The sequence below is a fragment of the Arthrobacter sp. AG258 genome, assembly GCF_004364695.1.
Taxonomy (GTDB): domain Bacteria; phylum Actinomycetota; class Actinomycetes; order Actinomycetales; family Micrococcaceae; genus Arthrobacter.
This window is the reverse complement of record NZ_SOBI01000001.1, coordinates 667,799-693,720: the sequence shown is the minus strand read 5'-3', so window position 1 is coordinate 693,720 and position 25,922 is coordinate 667,799. Positions and strand designations below refer to the sequence as shown.

Here is a 25,922-nt window from a genome sequence, read left to right as displayed (position 1 = left end):
GACACGGTGGGGAATTCCCAGAAGTCCGGCATCAGCCGCGGGTGCGGGTAGGAGGACAGGGCGTGGCCGGCGCGGGACTTTTCCTGCCGGAACCCATCGAGGTCTTCCTCGGAGAGGCGTCCTTCCATGAACGCCCGGGCGTACATGCCGGGGGAGGCGTGGCCCTGGAAGAAGACCTGGTCCCCGCCGCCGGGGTGGTCCTTGCCGCGGAAGAAGTGGTTGAACCCGACCTCGTACAGGGTCGCGGCCCCGGCGTAGGTGGAGATATGCCCGCCGACGCCGATCTCGGGCCGCTGCGCCCGGTGCACCATGACCGCGGCGTTCCACCGCATGTACGCCCGGTACCGGCGCTCGAATTCCTCGTTGCCCGGGAACTCCGCTTCCTGGTCGACCGGGATGGTGTTCACGTAATCGGTGGTGGTCACCATCGGCACCCCGACGCTCTGCGCGCCCGCGCGCTGCAGCAGGCTCCGCATGATGTATTGGGCACGCTCAGTGCCCTGTTCCCTGATCAACGCATCCAGGGACTCAACCCACTCGGCAGTCTCTTCCGGATCACGATCAGGCAGCTGGTTAGTCAACCCGCTGAGGATATGGGAGGTATCTTCTCCTGCAGCCATGGCAGCCTCTTTTCATCGTTGAACGCATCTGCGCATGTTTTCGTATTGTGAGAAAACATTATTGCAATATGAGATTACTGAGGCAGGCCCGGCGGGTCAACGCGACGGCCATCACCTCGCCCTGGATGTCGCCTATCGGCGGCAACCGACCATTTGTGACCGTAGTGCGGTGGCTGCGACGCTTGACCGCCCGTGACCTGGGTCATACTCTTATTTCACTATTCAATATCTCACTTCCGCAATGTGGAATAACAGCAACGACCTCCGGTCGGACTAACCACTCGGAATCGGCCCAAGAATTGAGACCCCCATGCGAACCCCACCATCGGCGGGCGTGGACGCGGACAAGGACCTGACAAAGTCGTCAGCCGGTACTGTCCACCCGTCTGGCACTATCGAAGCCCTCTGCGATTCCGCCAGCGCGGCGTCAGGCACGAGCATCAGCCCCACCCTGTACAACACTGACCTTGCCCCGACCAAGCGCGCCGGCCGCAGCTGGACCAGCTACAGCATCTTTACCCTCTGGGCCAACGACGTGCACAGCCTGGGCAACTACGCATTCGCCATCGGACTCTTCGCCCTTGGGCTGGGTGGATGGCAGATCCTCCTTGCCCTGGGCATCGGGGCTGCACTGCTGTTCGGGCTCCTTACCCTGTCAGGATTCATGGGCGTCAAGACCGGTGTGCCTTTTCCGGTCATGAGCCGGATCAGCTTCGGTATCCGCGGGGCACAGATCGCCAGCCTCCTCCGCGGGGCCGTTGCGGTCGCCTGGTTCGGTATCCAGACGTACCTCGCATCGGTGGTCTTCCGCGTGATGCTCACAGCCATGTTCCCCTCACTTGCAGAGCTGGACAAGGACTCGATCCTGGGCCTGTCCACGCTCGGGTGGATGGCATTCGTGACGCTCTGGGTGGTCCAACTGGTGATCGTCAGCTTCGGCATGGAAATGATCCGCAAGTACGAGGCTTTCGCCGGTCCGGTCATCCTGGCCACCATGGCAGCAATGGCCGTCTGGATTTTCGTGGAAGCCGGAGGCAGCATCGCCTGGGCTTCCAACAAGGCCCTGGAAGGTCCGGAAATGTGGCTCACCATCTTCGCCGGCGGCGCGCTGTGGGTCTCCATCTACGGCACTTTCGTCCTCAACTTCTGCGACTTCACCCGGTCAGCTGTTTCGAAGAAAGCAGTGGTGCGGGGCAACTTCTGGGGCATCCCCATCAACATGCTGGTCTTCGGCGCCATCGTGGTGGTCATGGCCGGCGGACAGTTCAAGATCAACGGGACCATCATCAAGAGCCCGTCCGACATCGTTCAGACCATTCCCAACACGCTGTTCCTGGTCCTCGCCTGCCTTGCGCTGCTGATCCTGACCATCGCAGTGAACCTCATGGCCAACTTCGTGGCCCCCGTCTATGCCCTGACCAACCTGTTCCCCAAGAAACTGAACTTCCGCAAGGCGGCAATGGTCTCCGCCAGCATCGGCCTGGTGATCCTGCCCTGGAACCTCTACAACAACCCGCTGGTCATCGTGTACTTCCTCGGCGGACTCGGGGCGTTGCTCGGCCCGCTGTTCGGCGTGGTCATGGCTGACTACTGGCTGATCAGGCGAGGGAAGGTCAACGTGCCGGAGCTCTACACGGCATCGCCGCAGGGCGCGTACTTCTACAAGAAGGGCGTCAACCCCCGCGCGATCATCGCCATGGTACCGGCAGCCGTCCTTGCCCTGCTGATCGCCTTCGTTCCCGGCCTGGCCGCGGCGGCACCCTTTGCCTGGTTCTTCGCCGCAGGCATCGCCGCCGCGCTGTACTTCTTCATTGCCGACCGCAACCAAGTGCTGGTGGACCACGACGGCGAGGCCATCGCCGTCGCCAGCACCCACTGAATCCAGCACCCACTGACCCCAGCACCCGGCAAGGGCTGCCACCACCCTGCCCACAAAGGAACTTTCCCATGCGCATCCTCGTCGCGAATGTGAACACCACCCACTCAATGACCGACTCCATCGCGGCCTCCGCACGTGCCGTGGCTTCCCCGGGCACCGAAATCGTTGGCCTCACGCCGCGGTTCGGCGCCGACTCCTGCGAAGGAAACTTCGAGAGCTACCTTGCCGCCATCGCCGTCATGGACGCCGTCACCTCCTACCCCGGGCCGTTCGACGCCGTTATCCAGGCCGGCTACGGGGAACACGGCCGGGAGGGGCTGCAGGAACTGCTGGATGTTCCGGTGGTCGACATCACGGAGGCCGCCGCAAGCACAGCGATGTTCCTCGGCCACAAGTACTCGGTGGTCACTACCCTGGACCGCACGGTTCCGCTCATTGAGGACCGGTTGAAGCTGGCCGGCCTGGATGCCAGGTGCGCGTCGGTCCGTGCCAGCGGCATGGCCGTCCGGGAACTTGAAGAGGAACCGGAACGGGCCGTGGAAGCCATTATCAACGAGGCGCTGCTGGCCGTTACCCGGGACAAAGCGGAAGTGATTGTGCTCGGCTGCGGCGGCATGGCAGGCCTGGACGAGCAGATCCGGCAGCGGGCCGGCGTCCCCGTGGTGGACGGTGTGGCCTCGGCAGTGACCATCGCCGAATCGTTGGTGCGCATGCGCCTGTCCACCTCCAAAGTGCGGACCTTCGCTGCACCGCGGCCAAAGACCGTCATAGGCTGGCCGCTGCACCAGCCGGCCGTTCCGGCGCAGCTTTGAGCCAGGAGAACCGAATGAACACCCCACAGCCCGCCGCCCGCGTCGCCGTCGTCACCGGAGCCGGGTCCGGCATCGGCCGGGAGGTGGCGCGGCAGATGCTGGCCGACGGCTACCGCGTGGCACTTGCCGGGCGGCGGGAGGCGCTGCTGTTGGAAACGGCGGACGGCAGCCCGGACGCCCTGGTGATGCCCTGCGACGTCACCCGGCCCGACGACGTCGAGCGGCTTTTCGAGGCCGTCCGCCAGCAGTGGGGGCGCGTGGACGTCCTGTTCAACAACGCCGGGGTGTTCGGCCCGTCGGCCGGCGTTGACGACATCACCCTCGAAGACTGGAACGCCACGGTGGCCGTGAACCTTACCGGGTCCATGCTGTGCGCGGCCGCTGCGGTCCGGACGATGAAGGCCCAGGAGCCCCAAGGCGGCCGCATCATCAACAACGGGTCCATCTCCGCCCACTCGCCCCGTCCGCGGACCGTCGCCTACACGGTCACCAAGCACGCGATGACCGGGCTGACCAAGAGCATTGACCTGGACGGCCGCGGTTACGGCATCACGTGCGGGCAGATCGATATCGGCAACACCGCCACGGACATCATGGACACCATCGGTGTCGGTTCCGGGGCGCTGCAGGCGGACGGCAGCCGCAAGGTGGAACCGATGTTTCCGGTGGCAGACGCGGCGCGTGCCGTGTTGATGATGGCCAACATGCCGGCATCGGCCAGCGTCGGTTCCGTGGTGCTCACCGCGGCGGGAATGCCGTTCATCGGCCGTGGCTAGGTGTACTGCCAGGCACGCCGGGTCGCCGTGGCGGGGCGGGCGGCCGCCCAGAGCCTAGGATCGGCACATGACCGCAAACAGGGGACTTGCACTTTTCCGCTTCTGGTTCGCGCTGCTGGGGTTCGCCGCGGTGCTGTTCCAGCTGCTGCACCTGATGCAGAACGTGCCGGGGGCCAGCGCCGGAAACTACTTCAGCTACTTCACCATCGAGTCGAACATCATCGCCTTCGTGACCCTGGGGATTGCCGGCTGGTTCGCTTGGAAGGGGGCTAGCCCGCGGTGGCTTGAACTCCTCCGGGGTGCGGCCACCGTGTACATGACCATCACCGGGATCACCTACAGCCTGCTGTTGAGCGATATCGACGTCAACACCCCCATCCCGTGGGTCAATGTGGTGCTCCATTACACGGTCCCCACCGTCATGGTGATCGACTGGCTGGTTGACCTCCCGCGGGTGCGGATTCCGGTCCGGACGTCCCTGGTGTGGTTGGCTTTTCCCCTGCTGTACCTGGTCTACAGCCTGGTTCGGGGTCCCATCGTGGGCTGGTATCCCTATCCGTTCCTGGACCCTCGGACCGCCGGCTACGGCACGGTTGCGGTGATGTCGGTCCTTATTGCCGTGGCCGCTTTTGCCTTCGCCGTGGTGGCGGCGTTGTCCACGAAACTGCAGGACTCGGTCCCCCACCCGGCCCGGATTTCCTCGGCGGAGGCAGCGGAGCCCCGCACCACCGCCCGGGGCAGGCACGCGGGCGACGAGCCCGGGCTAGAGGGGCAGCAGGGACGATAGGTCTGCGCGCAGGCCAGAGGCAGCCACTTTGCCGGCAGCCACTGCGTCCGCCCACGCCACCTGGCCGGTGACCATCCCCAGCCAGGTGGCGGCGTCGCACTCAATGACGTTCGGCGGGGTGCCGCGGGTGTGCCGCGGGCCCTCCACGCACTGGGTGACGCCGAATGGCGGCACGCGCACCTCCACGGAGTTTCCCGGCGCCCGGGCGGTCACTTCCTCCAGGGAGTACCGCACTGCCGTCGCCAGGGCGGCGCGCGGCAGGGGAGCGTCCGACGGCGACTGGGCGGCTTCCAGCCACGCCTTCACTGCTGCTTTGCCTTCGTGGATATCAATACGACGGCGGGCTGTGGCCATGCTTTCAATCTTCCTTTGGCGTCGGCAGGGGGTTTGGTGCTAGTCCAGGAGGGCGGATACCGCGGGGCCCAACCGGATTTTTCCCACTGGCCGGCCGCCCCCGAGTACCGGAGCCACCACTTTTTCCAGGGCGCTGGCGACTCCGGGAATCTCCACGGCCCCGGCGGCGGCGAGCAGGGTGAGGGCCACCAGGGAGGTTGCCCGCACGTTTCCGTCGAGGATCTTGACGGCCACCGAGACTCCTTGCGGCGTGGCCATCGCCAGGACGCCCTCGGCGCCGATCTTGGCGATGATTTCCAGCTCATCCATCACCAGGGTGTTCGCTTCACCCCGGCCTTGCACGGCCCAGGGATAGTCCAGCATGGAGGTGGCGATCGTCGCGGCCCTGGCGCTGAAGCTGTTGTCGCCGGGAGCCTTGGCCAGCTGTGAGTACGCCAGCGCCAGTCCTTTCAACGAAACCGCGGCCACGGGGGCACCGCAGCCGTCGATGCCCAGGTGCGCGATCCGCTCGCCGGTGTATTCCTCGATAACGGTGCGTACGCGCTGCTGCAGGGGGTGGTTGGGTTCCAGGTAGCTGTGCGTGTCCCAGCCGTTCTCGGTGCAGGCCCACAGGAAGGCCGCGTGCTTGCCGGAACAGTTGTAGGCCAGCCGCGACTTGCCCTTTTCGGATCGGACCAGCCAGTTCCGGGCCGTTTCGTCCTCCGGCCATGCTTCGGGGCACTGCAGCTGGTCCTCCCGTACGCCCGCTGCCTTCAGCATGCCGGCCACCACATCCATGTGGTCCAGCGAACCGGTGTGGCTGCCGCACGCTATGGCCACCTGGGCGCCCCGCAGAGGTACACCCGACTGCATGGACGCCAGCGCCTGGAAGGGCTTGAGGGTGGACCGGGCATAGATGGGGGTGTTGATGTCGCCGAGCTCGGTGACCACCGAGCCGTCGGCGGCGACCAGCACCGCGGAGCCGATGTGCCGGGACTCCACGAAGCCGCTGCGTTCTATTACGGCCAGTTCGACGGCGGAGTCAACGGTGAAGGTGGCATGCGGATTGTGCGGCATACTGCCAGTCTATGGGCCGGTCCGCGGATGGCAGGCCACCCGCGGGCCGGTCGCAGGTGGCTATTGGACGGTCACCATCACCGACTGCCAGCCTGACGCACCGTCAGGAACGGGGTCTGCGCGCTGGTCCGTCTGCACCTGCCCGGTACCGTCGGTGGCGCGGACCTTGATGTAGTGCGGGCCCGGCGTGGCATCCCATTCGTAAGACCACTGCCGCCACGTAATGGTGGAGGCTTCCGTGGAGAGGGTCGTCTCGGTCCATTCGCCGTTGTCGATCTGGATCTCAACCTTGGTGATTCCCCGGGTCTGGGCCCAGGCCGTACCGCCAACGGCGACCTTTCCGGCGGGAACCTTGGCGAACGACTTGGGAACCTCCACGCGCGCCATGGTCTTGATCGGGCCGCGTTCGGACCAGCCACGCTCGGTCCAGTAGGCCTTGTTGTCCGCGAACCGGGTGACCTCCAGGTCCACCACCCATTTGGTGGCGGAGACGAACCCGTAGAGCCCCGGGACCACCATCCGCACCGGGTAGCCGTGCTCCAGCGGCAGCGGCTCGCCGTTCATGCCGATCGCCAGCATGGCGTCACGCCCGTCCTGCAGGACCTCCAGGGGTGTGGAGGCGCTGAAGCCGTCGATGGACGTGGACAGCACCATGTCCGCCCCGTCCTTGGGCTTGGCCCGGGCCAGGACGTCGCGGATGGGCAGGCCCAGCCATTTGGCATTTCCGGCGAGGTTGCCGCCCACGGGGTTGGAGACGCAGGTGAGGGTGACGTGTGATTCGATCAGGCTGGCATCCAGCAGGTCCTGGAATGTGAGGGTGACTTCCTGCTCCACGAGGCCGTGGACGCGCAATTCCCAGTCGTTGACGTTGATTTCCGGAACGCTCAGCGCAGTGTCGATCCGGTAGAAGTCGGCGTTGTCCGTCAACCATGGCGTGACGCCAGGGACGGGCGACTGCACGCCGGCGGGAACCGCTGCTGCGGCTTTGGCCGGCGCCGGCAGCGTGAGCGCCTCGCGGGCCTTGGCCACGTTGTTGCGCGCCGCGCCCAGCAACCGTCCGCCGGTTGCGGCGATGCCGGCGGCCACCGCGGTGATCCCTGCCGCAGCGAAGAAACGACGACGGCTGGCGCCTTCGTTCCCCGGCCGGGCATCGGCGTCGGCTGCCTGGTCCGCCGGAGATTCGGGCCATGGCTTGCTTTCCTTCAGCCGCCAGAGCGGTGCCACCAGCAGGCGGAGGGCCACCAGGCCGGCCACCGTGCCCAGTACGGACGGGATGGCGTCAACTCCGCTGACGCCTGCACGAGTCACGACACACGCAACGATCACCGCGCCCATGAACAGGACGCCCAGGACGCCCAGGACCCATTTCCGGTAGGCCACGATGCCCAGGACGCAGGCGAGCACCGCGATGGTCAGCCCCATGCCCACGAACAGGGCAGTCTTGTCGTTGGTGCCGAAGGTGGCAATCGCAAAGTCCTTCAGCCGGGGCGGCGTGAAGTCAATGAAGGTGGACCCCAGTGCGAACAGCGGTGTTGCCCTGGCGGTGAAAAATGCGCCGAGGAGCTCCGCAACGGCAAGTACGACGGCGGCTGCCACCACACCTGCCAGGGCAGCCAGGGCGGAGGGGCCGGTCAAGCGGTTCCGAAGCTTTGTCATGGTGGTGGTTCGGAGCGGCGGGTGGTCCGGATTGACCGGCAGGGCCGGCAAGGTCACAGCTTAGGAGCGGGAAGGGTGCACAAAGTACCCTTGGAGACTGTGAAGGTACTCGTCATTGGCCCCGGAGGCCGCGAACACGCCATTGTCCGCTCCCTGCTTGCCGACCCCAACGTGTCCGAAGTCCACGCGGCGCCCGGCAATGCCGGTATCAGCAAGCTGGTACCCACCTACAACATCAACGGCAACGATCCCCAGGCTGTTGCCGAGCTGGCCGCCCGGCTCACGGTCGACCTCGTGGTGGTGGGCCCCGAAGCTCCGCTGGCCGCAGGTGTGTCCGATGCCGTCCGCGCCGCCGGCATTCCCGTATTCGGGCCCAGCAAGGCAGCAGCCCAGCTGGAGGCATCGAAAGCGTTCGCCAAGGAGGTCATGGCGGAGGCAGGCGTTCCCACCGCCATGGCCATGGTGGCCACCAACGCCGAAGAGGCAGCGTCAGCGCTGGACACCTTCGGCGCTCCGTACGTGGTGAAGGACGACGGCCTGGCCGCCGGCAAGGGCGTGGTGGTCACCAGGAACCGGGACGAAGCCCTGGCCCACGCCCAATCGTGCTTCGACGCCGGCGGATCCGTGGTGATCGAGGAGTTCCTGGACGGCCCCGAGGTTTCCCTCTTTGTCCTCTGCGACGGGCAGAACACCGTGGCACTCTCACCCGCCCAGGATTTCAAGCGCATCTTCGACAACGACGAAGGCCCCAACACGGGCGGCATGGGCGCCTACACACCGCTCGAGTGGGCCCCCGAGGGCCTGGTGCAGGAAGTCCTTGACCGGGTGGCGCAGCCCACCGTGAACGAGATGGCGCGCCGCGGCACTCCCTTCGTGGGCGTGCTCTTTGTCGGGCTCGCGCTCACGTCCCGCGGAACCCGCGTCATCGAATTCAACGTCCGTTTCGGCGACCCCGAGACGCAAGCGGTCCTCGCCCGGCTCAAGACCCCCCTGGGGGCGTTGCTCATGGCAGCCGCCAAGGGCGAACTGGACAAAGCGGAAGAGCTGCGCTGGTCCAAGGACGCCGCCGTCGCCGTCGTCGTGGCCTCGGAAAACTACCCTGACACGCCCCGCACCGGTGACCGCATCCGCGGGCTCAAGAAAGTGGACGCCCTCGACGGCGTGCACGTCATCCACGCCGGCACCGCCCTGGACGACGAGGGCAAGGTGGTCTCCGCCGGCGGCCGCGTCCTGGCCGTCGTCGCCCTGGGCAGTGACCTGGTGGAGGCCCGGGAAAGGGCCTACGACGGCGTTGAGCTGGTCCAGCTTGAAGGCTCCCAGTACCGCAGCGACATTGCCCGCAAGGCAGCCCGCGGGGAAATCAAGGTGCCGTACGGTGCCACCGGATCGCTGCCCGTAGTGAAAGCGAAGGCCTGACATGAGTGGAACTTCCGAGAACCGCGGCTACGCCGCGGACACCCTGGAACTGCAGGGATGGACGCACGTCTACTCCGGCAAGGTCCGCGACCTTTACGAACCCGCCGACGAGTCGATCGTGCAACGCCTGGGCCAGGATTGCGTCCTGGTGGTGGCCAGCGACCGCATCAGCGCCTTTGACCATGTGCTCTCCAGCGAGATCCCGGACAAAGGCCGCATCCTTACCCAGCTGAGCCTCTGGTGGTTCGACCAGCTGGGCGTCGAGCACCATGTGCTCGGGTCCACGGTGGAAGACGGCGTGCCCGCGGAGGTGGAAGGCCGGGCCATGATCTGCAAGAAGCTGGACATGTTCCCGGTGGAGTGCATTGCCCGCGGCTACCTCACGGGTTCAGGACTGCTGGAGTACAAGGCCTCCGGGACAGTGTGCGATATCCCGCTCCCGGAGGGGCTGGTGGACGGCTCCCGGCTGGAGCACGCCATCTTCACCCCATCCGCCAAGGCACTGATCGGTGAGCACGACGAGAACATCACCTACGACGCCGTGGTGGCGCTCGTGGGGGATGACATCGCTGCCCGCCTGAGCGAGCTGACCCTGAAGATCTACACCACGGCGGAGAAGATCGCACGTGAACGCGGCATCATCCTCGCGGACACCAAGGTGGAATTCGGCTACGACGCCGTGTCCGGGTCCATCACCCTGGGCGATGAGGTGCTGACCCCCGATTCTTCCCGTTTCTGGGACGCTGCAACCTACAAACCCGGACAGGCCCAGCCTTCCTACGACAAACAGTACGTGCGGGACTGGCTGACTTCTGCCGCCTCCGGCTGGGACCGGTCATCCGACACCCCGCCGCCGGCCCTGCCTGCCGACGTGGTGGAACGCACCCGCAGCCGGTATGTCGAAGCGTACGAGAAGATCACCGGAAAGACATTCGCCTGAGACCCGGCCACGCCAGGTGGACCCGCCACGGCGGGTTCACCTGGCTTGCTTCAGCTGGCTTTCGCGGCCGCGGCCGCGCGCCTCTGGGCCAGCTTGATTTCAAGGATGGCGTCCAAGGCCTGCTGGACCCTGTCCTGGGCGCCTGCCGCGGCAAAGGCCTTCTGGGCTTCCTCCAGGTGCACCAGGGCTTCCTCGGTGTCACCGGCAGCCTTGAGCGACTTGCCCAGGAGAAGCGAGACCTCACCAGCCGTGTGCTTGGCGAGGCTGGCGCGCTCGGCGTGGATTTCTCGGAGTTTCTCGACGGCGGCCACAATGTCCCCGGTGAGGTACAGCCAGCGGGCGCGAATGAACGCGACCTCCAGCTGGTCTGACTTGTTGCCTCCCACGATTGACAGCGCCAGTTCAGCACGTTCGATCGCAGACAGCGTTTCCGGCTCAACGATGCCGGAGGAGAGGCGGACCGCCGCGGACGCCTTGTTGAACCGGGCCCACAGCCCGATGTCATTGGCGGGGGAGAGCAGGCGCGCCGCACGCTCGTGGTGCTTCACGCCCTCGGCGTAGTCGTGCCGCATGAAGGCGACGTTACCCACCACCCAGGCCACCTCGCCGGCGAGCTGGCTCATGGACAGTTCGTCCACGTGCTCGATCATGGCCTGGCAATACCCCCAGGCTTCATCGAGCCGCCCGCTCTCGGCCAGTGCCCCGATGAGGGCGTGGTGGGCATTGATGATGAGGGTTGATCCCTTGGGGAGCTGCTTGCACAGGTCCACGGCCTGGATTCCCTGGTCCACGGCTAGGCTCAGCTGGCCTTGGCCCTGGTAGATGCCGGCCAGCATCTGGTGTGCCCGGACGGCAAGTCCTGCCGATTCCCTGGCCATGGGATGTTCCAGCAGGTGCTCCATGATCTTTTGGGCTTCGCGCCAGTTGCCCTGCTTGATCAGGCACTCGGCCTGCATGTACGTCATGTTCCACCACGCACTGGTGTTCCGCCCCTCCAGGGCGATCTTTGCGGCCGTGGCCGCGTGGCTTGCCGCCAAGGGATAGTCGCGCAGGTCCCACGCCTGCCGGGCGTAGAGGCCGGCGAGTACATACTCGGCGTCGCTGACGGAAATGGGCTGGCTCCATGCCTCCAGGGCTTTCGGTGCCAGCTCCAGCCGGCGCGCCAGTTCCTCGATGACTTCCGCCGTCGGTTCGCGGCGGCCCGTTTCAAGCAGCGAGATGTAGCTGGGTGAGTACAGGTCCTTGCCCAGTTCGGCCTGCGTCAGTCCACGCTCAAGGCGCTCCGCGCGGAGCTTTTCTCCGAACCCGTTGCCCACGCGTATCCTCCTCTTTTGGACAAGTGGGGCTGACGGATGCTTGACAGCCCCTGTGGAAAATATTTTACAATGTGTGTCAACAAGGACAGTGCTGGCTTTGTAACGAATCCGACTCGTATTGAGGAACTTATATGTTGAAGAAGATCGCAACCGCGGCCGTCCTGGCCGGGGCCCTGGCTTTTTCCGCGGCAGCTCCGGCTGTCCTGGCCTCAGGCTCCGTCGCCGATAATTCGAGTACGTCTGTAGCAGTAGGCAACTGGCCTGACCCCGCCTCCGCAAAGGTGAAGAAGGATAAGGCCACCAGCACTACCTACACCACGTACGTGGGCAACTGGCCTGATCCCGCATAAACAGCTTCCTCACCCAGGAGGCGAGGATGGCCCCGGAGCAACAGCTCCGGGGCCATTCCTTTTAACCGGGTGGGGGCGTTACGGCGGCGGGAGTGTCCGGCGGGGCGTCACCAAATAGAGACGAAAAAAGAGGGCCTCCGGTGGAGACCCTCTTTCCGTTATGGTCGGGATGACAGGATTTGAACCTGCGACCTCTTCGTCCCGAACGAAGCGCGCTACCAAGCTGCGCTACATCCCGATCCGCTGCAAAAGCAACTTTACAAGGATAGCCGATGGCGGGGCCCGATGCGAAATCCGGCCGCCGGTGGGCCTGGGCGGCGGCCTAGACCAAGGAATCCTTCCAAGCCCCGTGCAGGTCCGCGAAGCGGCCGCCGCCGCCGATCAGATCCTCCGGGGTGCCGTCCTCCACGATCCGGCCGTCGTGCACCACCAGTACCCTGTCAGCTGTCTCGACGGTGGACAGCCGGTGCGCGATGATCAGTGCCGTCCTGCGCGCCGCCTCCGTCCCGGCGAGCAGGCGGGCCAGCCCGGCCTGCACAAGCCTTTCAGAGGGGATGTCCAGGGAGGAGGTGGCCTCATCCAGGATCAGTACTGCCGGCCGCGCCAGGAAGGCCCTGGCGAAGCTGATCAACTGCCGCTGCCCGGAGGAGACCCTGCCGCCGCGCTTGTTGACGTCGGTGTCGTAGCCCTCGGGGAGTTCCAGGATGAAGTCGTGCGCCCCAACGGCCTTGGCAGCTTCCTCAATCTCGGCACGTGTCGCTTCCGGCCGGCCCAGTGCGATGTTGTCCGCCACCGAACCGCTGAACAGGAAGGCTTCCTGGGTGACCATGACGATGTTCCGGCGGAGGTCGGTGGTGGCAAGGTCGCGGAGGTCCACGCCGTCCAGGGTCAGGTGTCCCGAGCTGACGTCGTAGAACCGGGCGATGAGTTTGGCCAGGGTGGACTTGCCGGCGCCGGTCTGTCCCACCAGGGCGACCGTTTGCCCGGCCGGGATATGCAGGTTCAGGCGGGGCACCACCACCGGTCCGTCGCCGTAGCGGAACTCGACGTCCTTGAAGTCGATGCGCCCGGTGGCGTCGGGAAGCGGGACAGGGTTCTTCGGCGGCCGGACCGTGGGTACTTCCTCGAGGAGCCCGGACACCTTTTCGAGGGCTGCCTGCGCGCTCTGGAACGAGTTGTAGAACATGGCCATCTGGTCCACGGGCTGGAAGAACCGCTTGGTGCAGAGGATGAGGGCCAGGAGGACGCCGACGGCCAGGTCGCCGCCCAGCACCCGGAAGCCGCCGAACAGCAGCACCACCGCCACGCAGACGTTGCCGATCAGCACAAGCCCGGGCTGGAAGATGCCGTTGAGGTTGATGGACCGGACCGTGACCAGGCGGTAGTCCTCGGCGAGGTTGCCGTAGGTTTCGGAGTTTTCCTTTTCCTTGCGGAAGGCCTTGACCGCGCGGATTCCGGTCATGGTTTCGACGAAGTGCACGATCAGCCGGGCGGAAACCACCCGTGATTCCCGGAAGGCGATTTGGGAATGCTTCTGGTACCAGCGGGCCAGGAAGAACATGGGCACCCCGGCGGCCAGCACCAGCAGGCCGCTGCGCCAGTCCAGGGCGAAGATCGTGGCGGCGGTGAACGCCATGAAGAGCATCCCGGAAGCCAGCGAGCTGACGCCGGAATCGAGGAGTTCGCGTAACGCCTCCAGGTCCGACGTCTGGCGGGCAATGATCCGGCCGGACGTGTACCGTTCATGGAATTCCAGGCTGAGCCGCTGGGTGTGCCGGAAGACCCGGACGCGCAGGTCCAGCAGCATTGCCTGGCTGAGCCGTGCCGTGGAGGTGACGTACAGGGCGGTGAGGCCCGCCGTCGCGATGGCCGCCAGCAGGTAGGCGACGCCGGTGAACACCAGCGGGAGGTTGTCACCTGACCGGAGGGCCGGGAGGGCGTGGTCGATGCCGAAAGCGATCAGTGCCGGGCCGGCCACCCGGGCTGCCTGGGAAAGGACCACCATGGCGATGGTCAGCCAGAAGCGCACCCGCACCGGCCGGATCAGGGACCCGAGCAGGGCGATCGACCGGCGCCGGACCGCCTTGCTGTCGCTCTTGCTGAGGTGGGCGTTGTCCTCGTTGGCGGTGCCGAATGTTGCCGTGCTCATCGGGTCACTTCCTCTGCCTGGTCCTCAAGGGCGGACAGTTCGGAGTCAAGGTCGCGCGGTTCACGCTCCAGGCTGGCGATGACGTACCGGTAATGCTGGTTGCCGGCCAGCAGTTCCGTGTGAGTGCCCACGGCGGTGATACGGCCGTCTTCCAGCAGCGCCACCCGGTCGGCCAGCGCCACGGTGGACGGCCGGTGCGCCACGATCAGGGTGGTGGTGTCCTTGAGCACCTCGCGGAGGCGGGCCTCCACGAGTTCCTCGGTGTGGACGTCCAGGGCCGAGAGGGGATCATCCAGGACCAGGACACGTGGACGGGCGGCGATGGCACGTGCCAGGGCAATGCGCTGGCGCTGGCCGCCGGACAGGCTAAGCCCTTCCTCGCCGATCAGCGTGTCCACGCCCTGCGGCAGGGAATAGGAGAAATGCGCCTGCGCCACGTCCAAGGCCTCCTCCAGGATCTCCTCGGAACGCACCGGCGCGCCAAGGAGGACGTTGTCCCGGACGGAACTGGAGAACAGCGTGGTGTCCTCGAAGGCCACTCCGACAATCCTGCGCAGTTCCTCGACGTCGAAGTCACGGATGTCCACTCCATCGATGCTGATGGTGCCGGCCGTGACGTCGTAGAGGCGGGGGACCAGCTGGATGAGCGCGCTCTTGCCGCTGCCGGTGATGCCCACCAAAGCCATGGTTTCGCCGGGCCGCACCTCGAGGTTGATGTCCTTGAGGATCGGCCGGTCCGGGGCGTCCTCGAAGGCGAACGTTGCGTTGTCGAAGCGCAGTGCGCCCGCGAGTTCGTCCGGGCGGCGCGGCTCGGCGGGGCTGGTGATGGTGTTCTGCGTATCCATCACCTCGTAGTGGCGGTCGACGGCGGTCTTCGCCGTGAGTGCCATGGCCAGCAGCATGCCGGAAAATTCCACCGGCGAGGCGATGACGGCGGCCGTTGCGAAGAACGCCACCAGGGAGCCGATGCTCAGCTGGCCGCCGGCACACAGCATGACGCCCACCACCAGGCCGGTTCCGAGCGCGAGTTCGGGGAGCAGGGTGACCACCATGGTGAAGGTGGCCTGGTGGCGGGCCTTCTCGATTTCGGTCTGGCGCAGTTCCTCGGCTTGTTCGTTGAAGTTCTCGAGGGCTTCCCGGCTGCGGCCAAACGCCTTGAGCACGCGGATGCCGTGGACTGATTCCTCCACCGTGGTGGCGAGGTCGCCGGCCTGGTCCTGGCTGCGCCGGGCCACCTTGCTGAACCGGGTGCGGAACCGGAAGCTGTTGATGGTGATGGGTACGGCAGCGGCGAGGAAGATCAGCGCCAGCTGCCAGCTCATGGCGAACATGGCCACGATCCCGATAATCACCGTGAGGGTGGTGACCACCAGCATGATGGCGCCGAAGGCCATCCACCGGCGCAGGAAATTCAGGTCTGTCATGGCCCTGGACAGCAGCTGGCCGGAACCCCAGCGGTCGTGGAAGGAGACGGTCAGTTCCTGCAGGTGGTCGTAGAGCGAGACCCGCATCCTGGTTTCCACCGTCGTGGCAGGGTTGATGACGAACTGCCGGCGGAGCGCCACCAGGCCGGCTTCGGCGACGCCCAGTACCAGGATGACACCTGCGGAAATCCACACCCCGTCCGCACTGGCCCCCGGCTGCAGCGCCGTGTTGACCAGGACACGCAGCACCTGGGGGATGGTCAGGGCAACGATACTTGCCGCCAGCGCACAGAGAAGCCCCAGCAAAAGCCGGGGAATGATGGGCCGGACGTGCGGATAAAGACGGCTGATTGATCTGAAAAATGGAGTCTGCTTGGCCATGCCCGCTTCTCAAGCTCTAAAACGAATGTAGTTTCCTCTAGCAACTACCCTATGCCATGGGGTGAGACGATTCACAGGGGTTGCCGCCGGGGCGCCCGGCTTGCCCAGTTATTGCAGTCCGTAATGGGAGGGTCAGCCGCGGGAGGTTAGCGTCAGCAGGACTGCCTCAGGCTTGCAGGCGATCCTTACCGGGGCGAAGCGTGAGGTGCCGATGCCACCGGAGACGTTGACCGGCGTCGTACGCCCGTTGCTGGTCCAGTCGTTGAGGCCCTTTGCGCGCCACGTGGGGAGGTCGCAGTTGGCGACGACGGCACCATACCCGGGGATGCAGAGCTGGCCGCCATGCGTATGGCCGGCGAGCAGGAGGTCGGCGCCGCTTTGCGTGAAGTGGTCCAGTACCCGCTGGTACGGGGCATGGATGACCGCCACCTTGAGATGGTCGTTGGCGTCCTGGTTGACCGTGCCGCGCGGCCAGCCGGCGTAGCGCTCGCGGTTCAGGTGCGGGTCATCCACGCCGGAGAAGTCGAAGCGCATGCCGTTCAGGATCAGCGACTGGTGGCGGTTGGTCAGGTCCACCCAGCCACCCATGCCGAACCCGGAACGAAGGCGGGGCCAATCCAGGGGGGTGGGCTTCGGCGCGGCCTTGGAGGGTCCCAACAGGTAGGACGCGGGGTTCTTGAATGTGGGGGCGAAGTAGTCGTTGGAGCCCGGTACGAAGACGCCGGGAAACTGCAGCAAGGGCCGAAGCGCGGCCAGGAGGGGATCCACTGCCTTGACATGGCTGAGGTTGTCGCCCGTATTCACCACCAGGTCGGGCTGCAGGTCCGCCAAGGAGGCGAGCCACTGGGCCTTCTTCTGTTGGCCGGGCACGAAGTGGATGTCGCTCAGGTGCAGGATACGGAACGGGTTGCGTCCGGGCGGGAGGATGGCCAGGGTTTCCTCGCGAAGGACGAACTGGTTCTTCTCCCACAAGCCGTAGCCGAAGGCCGCCATCCCGGCCGCAGTTCCGGCCCCTGCGGCAACGGCAAAGCCGCGCCCGATTGAACGGGCGCGGCTTGCCAGGCTGTCGATGCTCATGCGCGCTTAGCCGTTGCCCTTGCCATTGTTGCCGTTCCCGTTGTTGCTCGGCGCCGGGGCCGGGGCCTGGGTGGCGGGCGCCTGGGTTGCAGGTGCTTGAGTGGCCTGCTGGCCGTTCTGGGCAGGAGCCGAATTGGGCGTGGTCCCGTTGATCATGTTGCTCGGCGGCGCCGGGAACGGGTTGGTCCCGTAGCCCGGAGCGATCTTGGTCATGAAGTTCGAGAACATGGGGCCGGCGATCATGTAACCGTCGATGCCCTGGTAGAACTTTCCGTTGACGGTGATGTTCTGGCCCGAACGGCCCTGGTCACCCAACGGGTCGCCGAACCAGGCGGCAGTGGCCAGGCCGGTGGTGTGTCCAACTACCCAAGTGGAACCCTGGAGGTTGGACGTACCGGTCTTCGCACCGATCGGGAAGCTGGTCTTGGTGGAAAGGCGCGGCTGGATCAGCGAGCCCGAACCCCTGTTCATGACTTCCTGAAGCGCGTAGTTCACGCCGCGGGCAACCTCCGGCTTGATGGCGTCGCGGCAGCTGCTGGACTGTGCCGGGAGCTGCTTGCCGGTGGCATCGGTCACCGAGGTGATGGCAATGGGCTCGCAGTACTTGCCGTCGTTCGCAAACGTCGCGAAGGCGCTGGCCATGGTGAGCGGCGACGTCTGGGTGGAGCCCAGCAGGTTGCCCAGTGTTGACATGTCGATCTTGGGGTGCGGATCGGTGCCATCAGCCGAGGGCAAGCCGCTGTGCAGACCCGTTGCATCCACGATTTTTTGGATGCCGCAGAAGTCCAGCTGCGCCGCGGACGCGAATGTCACGGTGTTAATGGAGTTGTAAAGGCCCTCAAGGACGCTCAGCGGCCGGTACCACTGCGGCTCGGCGTTTTGCAGGTCGTCCGCGGCGCCCAAGGACTTCTGCGCCGTGTTGTAGGCACCCGTGACCTTGCCGCAGGTGTTCTTCCAGGGGAAATTCAGCGGGTAGACGCGCTGGGCTGCGTTGACCACTGTGTTCATGGTCTTGCCCTCGTTGAGCCACTCCGCGAAGGTGAACGGTTTCATGGTGGAACCTGGTTGGAACCCGCCGACGCCGTTGAGGTCGTTCCCGTCCTTGTCCAGCTTGTCCACGTTGAAGTTCAACTGTGAATTGAAGCCGCCCGCGCCGGCCAGGAACGAGGTGTTTTGGGCCATGGAGATGATCTTGCCGGTGCCGGGCTGCACCGAGACCATGGACGCACCCCATTTATCCGGGTTGGCGCCGGCTGCGGCGTCGGCCTGCTCCTGGGCGGTGGCCTGGGCTTTGGGGTCCAGGGTGGTGGTGATGGTCAGGCCGCCGCCGTAGATGAGCCGCTGACGGTCCTTGACCTCGGCACCGTAGGCCGGGTTGTTCTCCAGCAGGTGCAGGACGTAGTCGCAGAAGTACGGAGCGGTGGCCGCGTAGGCACAACCCTGCTTGGGCTGGGTGACCTTCGGTTCAACAGGGGTGGCCACCGCAGCCTGGTATTCGTCCGCGGTGATCTTGCCCTGGTCCTTCATCAGGCCCAGCACCAGGTCCCGGCGCTGCTTGGACTTCTCCGGATTGGTGATGGGGTCGAACATGGACGGGCTGTTCACCAGGCCCGCCAGGAGTGCCGCCTGCGGGAGGGTCAGGTCCTTGGCGGTGGTGCTGAAGAAGTACCGGGAGGCGGCCTCGATGCCGTATGCGTCCCGGTTGAAGAACACGATGTTCAGGTAGCCCTCAAGGATCTGGTCCTTGGTGAACTCCTTCTCCAGGGCGATGGAGAGCTTCATTTCCCGGAGCTTGTCGCCAACGCCCTTGTTGACGCCGTTGAGCTTGATCTGGTCTTCTTCGCCGGCAGCGGCGAGGTTCGCATTGAGCACGTTGTTGACGTACTGCTGCGTGATGGTGGACGCACCCTGCTTGTTGCCGCGGGCGGTGGCGACCAGCGCGCGAAGGATGCCGGTGGTGTCCACGCCGCCATGCTCGTAGAAGCGGCTGTCCTCCACGGCAATGATGGCGTTCTTCATGTTCGGCGAAATTTGGTCCAGCGGAACCTTGGTGCGGTTCTCCGTATAGACGCTGGCGATCTCGCTGCCGTCGGCGGCCAGGATGCGGGTGGTCTGGCTGGGCGGGTCAACCTTCAGTTCCGCAGGGAGGGAGTCGAAGAAGTTGATGGAACCGCTTGCCGCGCTGCCCGAGACGGCAGCGGCGGGAACCAGAAGGCCCGCCACCAGGACACCGCAAATCGCGCTCACACCGAGGAAAAGAAGGATCTTACCCAGTGTGGTGGCAGTGTCGAATAAGGGGTTGTTGCGAGTCGCCATGTTTTCCACTTTACCGGCAAGGGCTACGCTTTCTCTCATGACCAAATGGGAGTACGCGACGATTCCGCTCATTATTCACGCCACCAAGCAGATCCTGGACCAGTGGGGGGAGGACGGCTGGGAGCTTGTCCAAGTGGTTCCCGGACCCGACGGCAACGGGCTTGTCGCCTACCTCAAGAGGGAGAAGCAGTAGCATGAGCACCCCCGCAGAAGCCGGTTCCGGCGCCGCAACGGCGCCGGCATCCGCCGTCGAGCAGCGCCTCGCGGAACTTGGCATCACGCTCCCGGAAGTCGCCGCTCCCGTGGCGTCCTACGTCCCCGCCATCGTCTCCGGCAACCACGTGTACACCTCCGGCCAGCTGCCGTTCATTAACGGCAAGCTCGAAGCTACCGGCAAGGTGTCCGCCGGTACTGAAGGGTTCGCCGACGAGCCCACGGTGTCCCCCGAAGACGCCCAGAAGTTTGCCGCCGTGTGTGCCGTGAACGCCCTGGCCGCGGTCAAGAGCGTCATCGGCGACCTGGACCGCATCACGCGCATCGTCAAGGTGGTCGGATTTGTCTCCTCCGACCCGTCGTTCACGGGCCAGCCCGCCGTTATCAACGGCGCCTCTGAGCTGCTGGGCCGTGTCCTTGGCGACGCCGGGCAGCACGCACGTTCCGCCGTCGGCGTTGCCGTTCTTCCGCTCGACTCTCCCGTTGAAGTCGAACTGATCGCCGAATTCAGCTAGGACCGGTCACTTCCCTTGCCTCACCTCGCACGACGCCTTTTTGCACTTCCCCAGGACCTTGAAGGGGCGGCTCAAAGCTGGCTCGAACACGGCGAACGGACTCCCCGGGCCGCGCGCTACGCCTCTTCCGTGGTCCTCCTGCGTGATTCCCCCACCGGCCTGGAGACCTGGCTGGGTTACCGGCCCGGCTCCTCGCCGCTGGGCGTCTTCGCCTTCCCCGGCGGTTCCCTGGACCCGGCCGACGACGACGCCATGGGCTGGCTTGGCCCCTCGCCGCAGCATTGGGCCGAGCAGATGGGAACGGCCGACGTCGGGCTGGCGCGGCGCCACGTGGTGGGCGCCATCCGGGAACTCTTCGAAGAGACGGGCATCCTGCTGGCCGGTCCGGACATGTCCAACACCGTGGAAGCCACATCCTCGTCCGAGTGGATGCGTGCCCGCATCGCGGTCGCGGACCAGGAAAAGACGCTGGCCCAGGTCCTGGGCAAGCGTGGCCTCTCGCTGCGTACGGACCTGCTCAAATCCCTGGTCAACTGGCGCAGCCCGGATTTTGCGCACCGCCGATTCGATACCCGCTACTTTGCCGCCACCGTCCCGTTGGGCCAGGAACCCTCGCTGCTTGAGGGCAAGGGCGTCTGGGGCAGGTGGGTCAACGCGGCCCAGGTGGTGCAGGAAAGGAATACCACCGCACTCGGCGACGAGGCCGGCCAGGAGAACACCGTGGGCCGGCCCTTGGGCGAGCTGCTGGTCCCCGGCTCGGAGATCATGATCGAAAAGATGGCGGCCGCCAACGGCTGCATCGCCTACCTGAGCTACAAGCGCAAACCCCACGTGTACCAGCCGGTCCTGGTGGAGGAAGACGGCAAGCTGATGCTTGAGGTCGAGGCCGCCAAGACCGTGGCAGGGGACCACCAGCGCGAACGCTGACGCCAGGCGGTTGAGCCTGTCGAAGCCTGGGACTCGGCCGGTATTGTTTCCGGGCACGAAAAGGCCGCCCCTCGGGGCGGCCTTTTCCGTAGGTCCTAGCGGGAGCGCTGGCGGAGGCGCTGCATGTCCAGGATGACCACGGCGCGGGCCTCGAGGCGGAGCCAGCCGCGCTGGACGAACTCGGCGAGGGCCTTGTTGACGGTTTCGCGGGACGCGCCCACCAGCTGGGCCAGTTCCTCCTGGGTCAGCTCGTGTGCCACCAGGACGCCGTCGGTTGCCGGCCGGCCGAAGCGGTCTGCCAGGTCCAGCAGGGCCTTGGCCACGCGGCCCGGGACGTCCGAGAAGACGAGGTCGGACAGGGAGTCGTTGGTGCGGCGGAGGCGGCGGGCCAGGGCCTGCAGCAGCTGGGCGGAAACCTCGGGGCGGGTCCGGAGCAGCGTGTTCAGGCTCTCGTTCTTGAGCCCGGCCAGCCGGGTTTCCGATACCGCGGTGGCGGTGGCGGTGCGGGGGCTCGGGTCGAAGAGGGCCATCTCGCCGAAGAGTTCGCCCGGGCCGAGGATGGCGAGGAGGGATTCCCGGCCGTCCGGGGACGTGCGGCCGAGTTTCACCTTGCCGGAGACGATGAAGTAGAGCTGGTCACCCTGGTCTCCCTCGCGGAACACGGATGCGCCGCGGGAAAGGTCCACCTCGGTGAGCTCGTCCGTCAGCAGACGGAATGCGTCGTCGTCGAGCGTGGCGAAAAGGGGTGCTCGGCGCAGTACCTCGATGTCCATGAAATCTCCTGAGTAAAAGTATCGGCTGTGGCGCTTGAGCCATTGTTTCAGAATTTTCAAGGTTCTGTGACGAACTTGGCAGCCGAAACGCCCGTGAACAACCGGATCCGGGTCAATGGGAGGGCGTTGAAGCCCACAGAAGTTTGTCAGTGTCCGCCACTAGAATGGGGGTTCAACTGTTTAATAAGGAGCCTTTGTGGTCGGCTTGACTGTCCTGGACCTCGTCCTGATCCTGGCGCTGCTGTCATACCTGGTTTACGGCCTCCGCAATGGTTTCCTGGTCACGGTCGGCGGCCTGGCCGGTTTCGCGGCCGGCGCCGTCGCGGCGTTCTTCGCCGTCCCCCTGGTCAGCACCTTCGTTCCGGACTCCGGATGGAGGCTGACCGCCATCATTGCTGCCGCCGTCGTCCTCATGGCCCTGGGCCACGGGCTGGGCACCATGGTGGGCCGGCAAGTCCGCGGCGCCATGCGGATCCGGCCGCTGCGTGCCGTGGACCGGTTGGTGGGCGGGGCCCTGAACCTGGTGGTGTCCGCGCTGGTGATGTCCATGCTGGCCTTCAGCGTCAGCTCCCTGGGCGTGCCGGTCGTGTCGCAGCAATTGGCTGAATCCAAGGTGATCCGGTTCATCGACGGGCTCACGCCCACCCCGGTCAAGGCGACCATGGCGGAGCTGCGGTCCACGGTGATCGGCAACGGGATCCCCACGTTGTTCGAAGGGCTGGACCAGGGCCAGCCGGTCCAGGTGCCCAGCGCGAGCACCAACACTCCGGCTTTGAACCAGGCCGCCCAGTCGGTCCTGAGGATCGCCGGCACGGCGTATGAATGCGGCCAGAACCAGACCGGCACCGGGTTCGTGGTGTCCCAGGGCCGCGTGGTCACCAACGCACACGTTGTGGCGGGCGTGTCGCAGCCCGTCGTGGAGATGCCCGACGGCGGCGCGATGCCGGGGCGCGTGGTCTACTTCGACACCAAGCGGGACCTGGCCGTCCTGGCGGTTGACAACCTGCCGTCCCAGCCGCTGCCGCTGAGCCGCGACCTGCCCGGCGGCAGCCAGGCCGCCTTCGCCGGGTACCCCCACGGCGGCCCGTTCCAGTCCAAGCCGGCCACGGTGCAGGACATCGCCACCGTGCTGGTGCCGGACATTTACGGAAACAACCCGTCACCGGAAGACATCTACCGCCTGGCGGGGGACGTGCAGCCGGGGAACTCGGGCGGCCCGCTGCTGACCACCGACGGCCAGGTGGCCGGGGTGATCTTTGCCAAGGCAACTTCGGACGCGGAAGTGGGATTCGCCATCACCATGAGCGACCTGAACCCGGTAGCCCAGGAGGCGCCCACCCTGTCCGCGCCCGTCTCCTCCGGGCAGTGCATCCAGAAGTAGGGCTGCCGGAAGCCAGGCCGCTCAGAACCAGGGCTGCCGGCTACAGGACCTCGGCCAGGTAGTCGATGGCGAGTTTGTAGCCGAATACGCCGGCGCCCACGATCACCGCGGCGCATACCGGGGACAGGTACGAGTGGTGCCGGAACTCCTCCCGCTGGTGCACGTTGGTGATGTGCACCTCGACGGCGGGCAGCTGCACGGCAGCCAGGGCGTCACGGAGCGCCACGGACGTGTGCGTGAAGGCGCCGGCATTGAGGACAATTCCTGCGGCGGCGCCCCGGGCCGCGTGGATGGCATCCAGCAGGACACCCTCATGGTTGGACTGCACGCACTCCACCGCGAAGCCGTGCTTGGCGGCGGCGGAGGCTGCCAGCTGCTCCACGTCCGCGAGGGTTGAGGTGCCGTACTTCTCCGGCTCCCGGGTGCCCAGCAGGTTCAGGTTGGGGCCGTTGATAACGAGGATGGTGCCGCGGCCGGCTTCGACGGTGGAGGAGGCTTCAGTCATGCCTGCAAATCTATCGGTTGGTGCTGCCCGCCGCGCATTCTTACGTTGGTGAGGGCGGCGGGCAGCGGGCCCATAGCAGCTGCTAGAGGGCCGTGACCTTGAACAGCAACGCGTGCTCCGGGTTCAACATGGGCATGGGCAGCCCCACTTCGGCGAGGAACCGTCCGTTGGCAACCGCGCCGCCTGCAAGCCAGGCCGGGGGCTGGACCTGGGTGAAGGTGTGGGCGTAGTCGGCGTCCACCGGTGTGGGGAAGACGGCCTCCACCCGGTAGCTGCGCTCCCCGTCCAAACCGGGAACGCCCATCCTGCCGGGGGTCTCGGACGCCGAGGTGCGCATGCCCACGACGGCGAACAGCGCCGCCGTCGCGCCTTCAACGGGTGCGGGAGCCACCACGCCGTACAACTGGAACGCGTCATCGGCGAGGTCTGCGTGGACCGGCAGCCCGCTGTGGATCAGGTCCCGGTGTTCCTTGTACAGCCCCACCAGGCGCCGCAACTCTTCCCGCTCCTTGCCCTGGACACCCCGGACATCCCATTCCATCCCAAAGTGGCCGAACAAGGCAGTAATGGCCCGGAACGAGAGATCGTGGGTCCGGGCGGTGGTGTGCGAGGTGGTGGGCCCGATGTGGCTGCCCACCAGCTCGGGCGGGACCACCAGGCCGGTCCAGCGCTGGATGGTCTGCCGCTCCAGCGCGTCATTGCAGTCCGAGGCCCAGATACGGTCGGTCCGCCCCAGGATGCCCAGGTCCACGCGGGCGCCACCGGACGAGCAACTCTCGATTTCGACGCCGGGGTGGGCCTTGCGGAGTTCATCGAACAGCCGGTACGCAGCAAGGGTCTGCTCGTGGACGGAGGGCCGGCCCGCATGGCCGTGTTCCACGAGGTCGCGGTTCTGGTCCCATTTCAGGTAGCTGATGTTGTTGCCGGACAGGAGCGCGGAGATCCGGTCGAACACGTAGTGCCAGGCCTCCGGGTTCACCAGGTCGATGACGTGCTGGTTGCGCCACTCCAGGGGCAGCCGACCGCCGTCCTTGTGCGCCGCGGCGGAAGGACCCACGATCCAGTCCGGATGTGCACGGGCAACGTCCGAATCCAAGTTGACCATCTCCGGCTCCACCCACAGGCCGAACTCCATGCCACGGGAGGTGACGGCGTCGATCAGCGGGGCCAGGCCGTCCGGCCACACCGTCTCGTCGACGTACCAGTCGCCCAGCCCGGCGTGGTCGTCGCGGCGCCCGCGGAACCAGCCGTCGTCGAGCACGAAGCGCTCCACGCCAAGGTCCGCCGCGGAATCAGCCAGCTCGACCAGCGTGTCCAGGTTGTGGTCGAAATACACTGCCTCCCAGGTGTTCAGCACCACCGGGCGCGGCTTTCCGGCCGGCAGCCCTGTGGAGGCGGCCGGCAGCACATGGTGCGGCCGGGAACGGAACCAGCCGTAGAACGCCTCGCTGATGCCGTCCAGGCCGTGGGCGGAGTAGGCGGCGAACAGGGCCGGCGTGGTGTACCCGGCACCCGGTTCGAGGATGACCTCGGCCGGCCCCAGCAGCTCCGAGCCGCCGATCACGGTCCGGCCATCGCCGATGGTGTCCGCGAACTGTTCGTGGTTGCCGCTCCAGGCCAGATGGGTCGCCCACACCTTGCCGTGCCGGTTGCCGAAGCCCTCGGTGCCTGCGGCGAAGATCAGTGACGAGTCGTGCCCGGTGCGGCCGTGCCGGCCGGTCCGGACCCAGGTGCCCTGCTGGATGCGCTGCCGTTGCGGGTGGCGTTCCCGGCACCAGCGGCCGGTGAGGTCCAGGAGTTCGACGGCGTCGGGGGCCACCGGGAGGACGGTTGCCAGCTCGTCCACCTGGAACGGGGTGGTGCCGTCATTGGTGACGGTATGGCGCAGTTCCAGCAGGCCGCCGTCGTGCAGCGTGAGGGAGGTGGAGACGCTGATGCCGGCGTCGGCGTCGGCCTGGCCGATCGTGGCGGTGCGGCCCTCGGCATTGGCGGACGTGACGCGGAGGCGGGTGGAAAAGTCGAAGCCGGAGCCGTCGCCGGTGATGCGGTGCCCGCGCAGGGCGGGGCGGCCGCGCCACGAGGAGGACGCCTGGGGGAGCAGGGCGGACGGTACGCGCGCGTCGACCGAAGAGGGACCGATGGGTCCGGCCAGGAAGCCCAGGTCCGGCAGCTCCGCGCCCAGGTCCGCGCCCCAATGGATGACCTCGGCCTCCCCGCTGTCGAAGCTGATCAGCAGGCTGGTGCCGGCGGAACGGAGGTACAGGGGATCCATAGGAGGTCTCTTTCAGTGTTCAGCGTT

General features: G+C 66.3%; 22 protein-coding genes, 1 tRNA gene and 1 pseudogene. 11 read left to right on the top strand and 13 right to left on the bottom strand.

Annotated elements, in window-relative coordinates; translation table 11 throughout:
* Window positions 1-620, bottom strand: a pseudogene (locus DFO47_RS03255) (pyruvate dehydrogenase (acetyl-transferring), homodimeric type); the annotation flags it as partial.
* A 310-nt stretch (window positions 621-930) separates the two neighbouring features.
* Here DFO47_RS03255 and DFO47_RS03250 point away from each other — a divergent pair.
* From DFO47_RS03250 to DFO47_RS03235, 4 genes are all read left to right on the top strand, one after another.
* A complete protein-coding gene (locus DFO47_RS03250; RefSeq protein WP_133830638.1) occupies window positions 931-2,499 on the top strand; it encodes an NCS1 family nucleobase:cation symporter-1 in 1,569 nt (522 codons plus the stop codon).
* 68 nt (window positions 2,500-2,567) lie between these two features.
* Window positions 2,568-3,311, top strand: a complete 744-nt coding sequence (locus tag DFO47_RS03245; RefSeq protein ID WP_133830637.1) for an aspartate/glutamate racemase family protein — start codon at window positions 2,568-2,570, stop codon at window positions 3,309-3,311.
* 14 nt (window positions 3,312-3,325) lie between these two features.
* Window positions 3,326-4,087, top strand: a complete 762-nt coding sequence (locus tag DFO47_RS03240; RefSeq protein ID WP_018761873.1) for an SDR family oxidoreductase — start codon at window positions 3,326-3,328, stop codon at window positions 4,085-4,087.
* A gap of 67 nt (window positions 4,088-4,154) precedes the next feature.
* Window positions 4,155-4,874 (top strand): Pr6Pr family membrane protein, encoded by a 720-nt coding sequence (locus DFO47_RS03235; RefSeq protein WP_109045142.1) that lies wholly within the window; start codon window positions 4,155-4,157, stop codon window positions 4,872-4,874.
* Here the strand turns inward: DFO47_RS03235 and DFO47_RS03230 are convergent.
* Genes DFO47_RS03230 through DFO47_RS03220 form a run of 3 tightly spaced genes read right to left on the bottom strand, consistent with a single transcriptional unit; the run spans window position 4,851 to window position 7,940 of the window.
* Window positions 4,851-5,228, bottom strand: a complete 378-nt coding sequence (locus DFO47_RS03230) for a sterol carrier family protein (protein WP_018761871.1) — start codon at window positions 5,226-5,228, stop codon at window positions 4,851-4,853. The genes DFO47_RS03235 and DFO47_RS03230 overlap by 24 nt on opposite strands.
* 39 nt (window positions 5,229-5,267) lie before the next feature.
* A complete protein-coding gene (locus tag DFO47_RS03225; RefSeq protein WP_133830636.1) occupies window positions 5,268-6,284 on the bottom strand; it encodes an asparaginase in 1,017 nt (338 codons plus the stop codon).
* Between the two features lie 60 nt (window positions 6,285-6,344).
* Window positions 6,345-7,940 carry a molybdopterin-dependent oxidoreductase gene (locus DFO47_RS03220; protein ID WP_133830682.1) on the bottom strand — a complete coding sequence of 532 codons (1,596 nt, stop codon included), beginning with the start codon at window positions 7,938-7,940 and terminating at the stop codon, window positions 6,345-6,347.
* A gap of 99 nt (window positions 7,941-8,039) precedes the next feature.
* On the opposite strand from DFO47_RS03220, the gene purD reads away from it, so the two are divergent.
* Both purD and DFO47_RS03210 read left to right on the top strand, forming a co-directional pair.
* The gene (gene purD / locus DFO47_RS03215; protein WP_133830681.1) at window positions 8,040-9,356 is read left to right on the top strand and encodes a phosphoribosylamine--glycine ligase; all 1,317 of its coding nucleotides are present in this window, start codon (window positions 8,040-8,042) and stop codon (window positions 9,354-9,356) included.
* A gap of 1 nt (window position 9,357) precedes the next feature.
* On the top strand, window positions 9,358-10,296 hold the full coding sequence (locus tag DFO47_RS03210; protein ID WP_018761867.1) for a phosphoribosylaminoimidazolesuccinocarboxamide synthase: 939 nt from the start codon (window positions 9,358-9,360) through the stop codon (window positions 10,294-10,296).
* A gap of 50 nt (window positions 10,297-10,346) precedes the next feature.
* Here DFO47_RS03210 and DFO47_RS03205 read toward each other — a convergent pair whose 3' ends face one another.
* On the bottom strand, window positions 10,347-11,612 hold the full coding sequence (locus tag DFO47_RS03205; RefSeq protein WP_018761866.1) for a helix-turn-helix transcriptional regulator: 1,266 nt from the start codon (window positions 11,610-11,612) through the stop codon (window positions 10,347-10,349).
* Window positions 11,613-11,743: 131 nt separating this feature from the next.
* On the opposite strand from DFO47_RS03205, the gene DFO47_RS03200 reads away from it, so the two are divergent.
* A complete protein-coding gene (locus DFO47_RS03200; protein WP_018761865.1) occupies window positions 11,744-11,962 on the top strand; it encodes a hypothetical protein in 219 nt (72 codons plus the stop codon).
* A gap of 161 nt (window positions 11,963-12,123) precedes the next feature.
* Here DFO47_RS03200 and DFO47_RS03195 read toward each other — a convergent pair.
* From DFO47_RS03195 to DFO47_RS03175, 5 genes are all read right to left on the bottom strand, one after another.
* Window positions 12,124-12,200 (bottom strand) — tRNA-Pro (locus DFO47_RS03195).
* Between the two features lie 84 nt (window positions 12,201-12,284).
* Entirely contained in the window at window positions 12,285-14,111 is a 1,827-nt protein-coding gene (locus tag DFO47_RS03190) for an ABC transporter ATP-binding protein (protein ID WP_133830635.1), read from the bottom strand.
* Window positions 14,108-15,916, bottom strand: coding sequence for an ABC transporter ATP-binding protein (locus tag DFO47_RS03185; protein WP_133830634.1), 1,809 nt, complete (start codon window positions 15,914-15,916; stop codon window positions 14,108-14,110). The genes DFO47_RS03190 and DFO47_RS03185 overlap by 4 nt, the downstream gene beginning before the upstream one ends.
* Window positions 15,917-16,048: 132 nt before the next feature.
* The gene (locus tag DFO47_RS03180; RefSeq protein WP_133830633.1) at window positions 16,049-16,993 is read right to left on the bottom strand and encodes a metallophosphoesterase; all 945 of its coding nucleotides are present in this window, start codon (window positions 16,991-16,993) and stop codon (window positions 16,049-16,051) included.
* 6 nt (window positions 16,994-16,999) lie between these two features.
* Window positions 17,000-19,309: a transglycosylase domain-containing protein gene (locus DFO47_RS03175; RefSeq protein ID WP_133830632.1), complete on the bottom strand. Its 2,310-nt coding sequence runs from the start codon at window positions 19,307-19,309 to the stop codon at window positions 17,000-17,002.
* A gap of 37 nt (window positions 19,310-19,346) precedes the next feature.
* Here DFO47_RS03175 and DFO47_RS03170 point away from each other — a divergent pair, with 37 nt between their 5' ends.
* The 3 genes from DFO47_RS03170 to DFO47_RS03160 are packed head-to-tail and all read left to right on the top strand — an operon-like array spanning window position 19,347 to window position 20,964.
* Window positions 19,347-19,502 (top strand): DUF4177 domain-containing protein, encoded by a 156-nt coding sequence (locus DFO47_RS03170; protein WP_009359196.1) that lies wholly within the window; start codon window positions 19,347-19,349, stop codon window positions 19,500-19,502.
* 1 nt (window position 19,503) lies between these two features.
* Window positions 19,504-20,037, top strand: a complete 534-nt coding sequence (locus tag DFO47_RS03165) for a RidA family protein (protein WP_133830631.1) — start codon at window positions 19,504-19,506, stop codon at window positions 20,035-20,037.
* A 15-nt stretch (window positions 20,038-20,052) separates the two neighbouring features.
* Entirely contained in the window at window positions 20,053-20,964 is a 912-nt protein-coding gene (locus DFO47_RS03160; RefSeq protein WP_133830630.1) for an NUDIX hydrolase, read from the top strand.
* A 95-nt stretch (window positions 20,965-21,059) separates the two neighbouring features.
* Here the strand turns inward: DFO47_RS03160 and DFO47_RS03155 are convergent, their stop codons facing one another.
* Complete coding sequence (locus DFO47_RS03155; protein WP_013602309.1) at window positions 21,060-21,737, bottom strand: Crp/Fnr family transcriptional regulator; 678 nt, start codon at window positions 21,735-21,737, stop codon at window positions 21,060-21,062.
* 196 nt (window positions 21,738-21,933) lie between these two features.
* On the opposite strand from DFO47_RS03155, the gene DFO47_RS03150 reads away from it, so the two are divergent.
* Window positions 21,934-23,118 carry a MarP family serine protease gene (locus DFO47_RS03150; protein WP_133830629.1) on the top strand — a complete coding sequence of 395 codons (1,185 nt, stop codon included), beginning with the start codon at window positions 21,934-21,936 and terminating at the stop codon, window positions 23,116-23,118.
* 40 nt (window positions 23,119-23,158) lie between these two features.
* Here the strand turns inward: DFO47_RS03150 and aroQ are convergent, their stop codons facing one another.
* Both aroQ and DFO47_RS03140 read right to left on the bottom strand, forming a co-directional pair.
* On the bottom strand, window positions 23,159-23,623 hold the full coding sequence (aroQ, locus tag DFO47_RS03145) for a type II 3-dehydroquinate dehydratase (protein WP_018761856.1): 465 nt from the start codon (window positions 23,621-23,623) through the stop codon (window positions 23,159-23,161).
* 82 nt (window positions 23,624-23,705) lie between these two features.
* A complete protein-coding gene (locus DFO47_RS03140) occupies window positions 23,706-25,895 on the bottom strand; it encodes an alpha-galactosidase (protein ID WP_133830628.1) in 2,190 nt (729 codons plus the stop codon).
* Window positions 25,896-25,922: the final 27 nt, after the last annotated feature.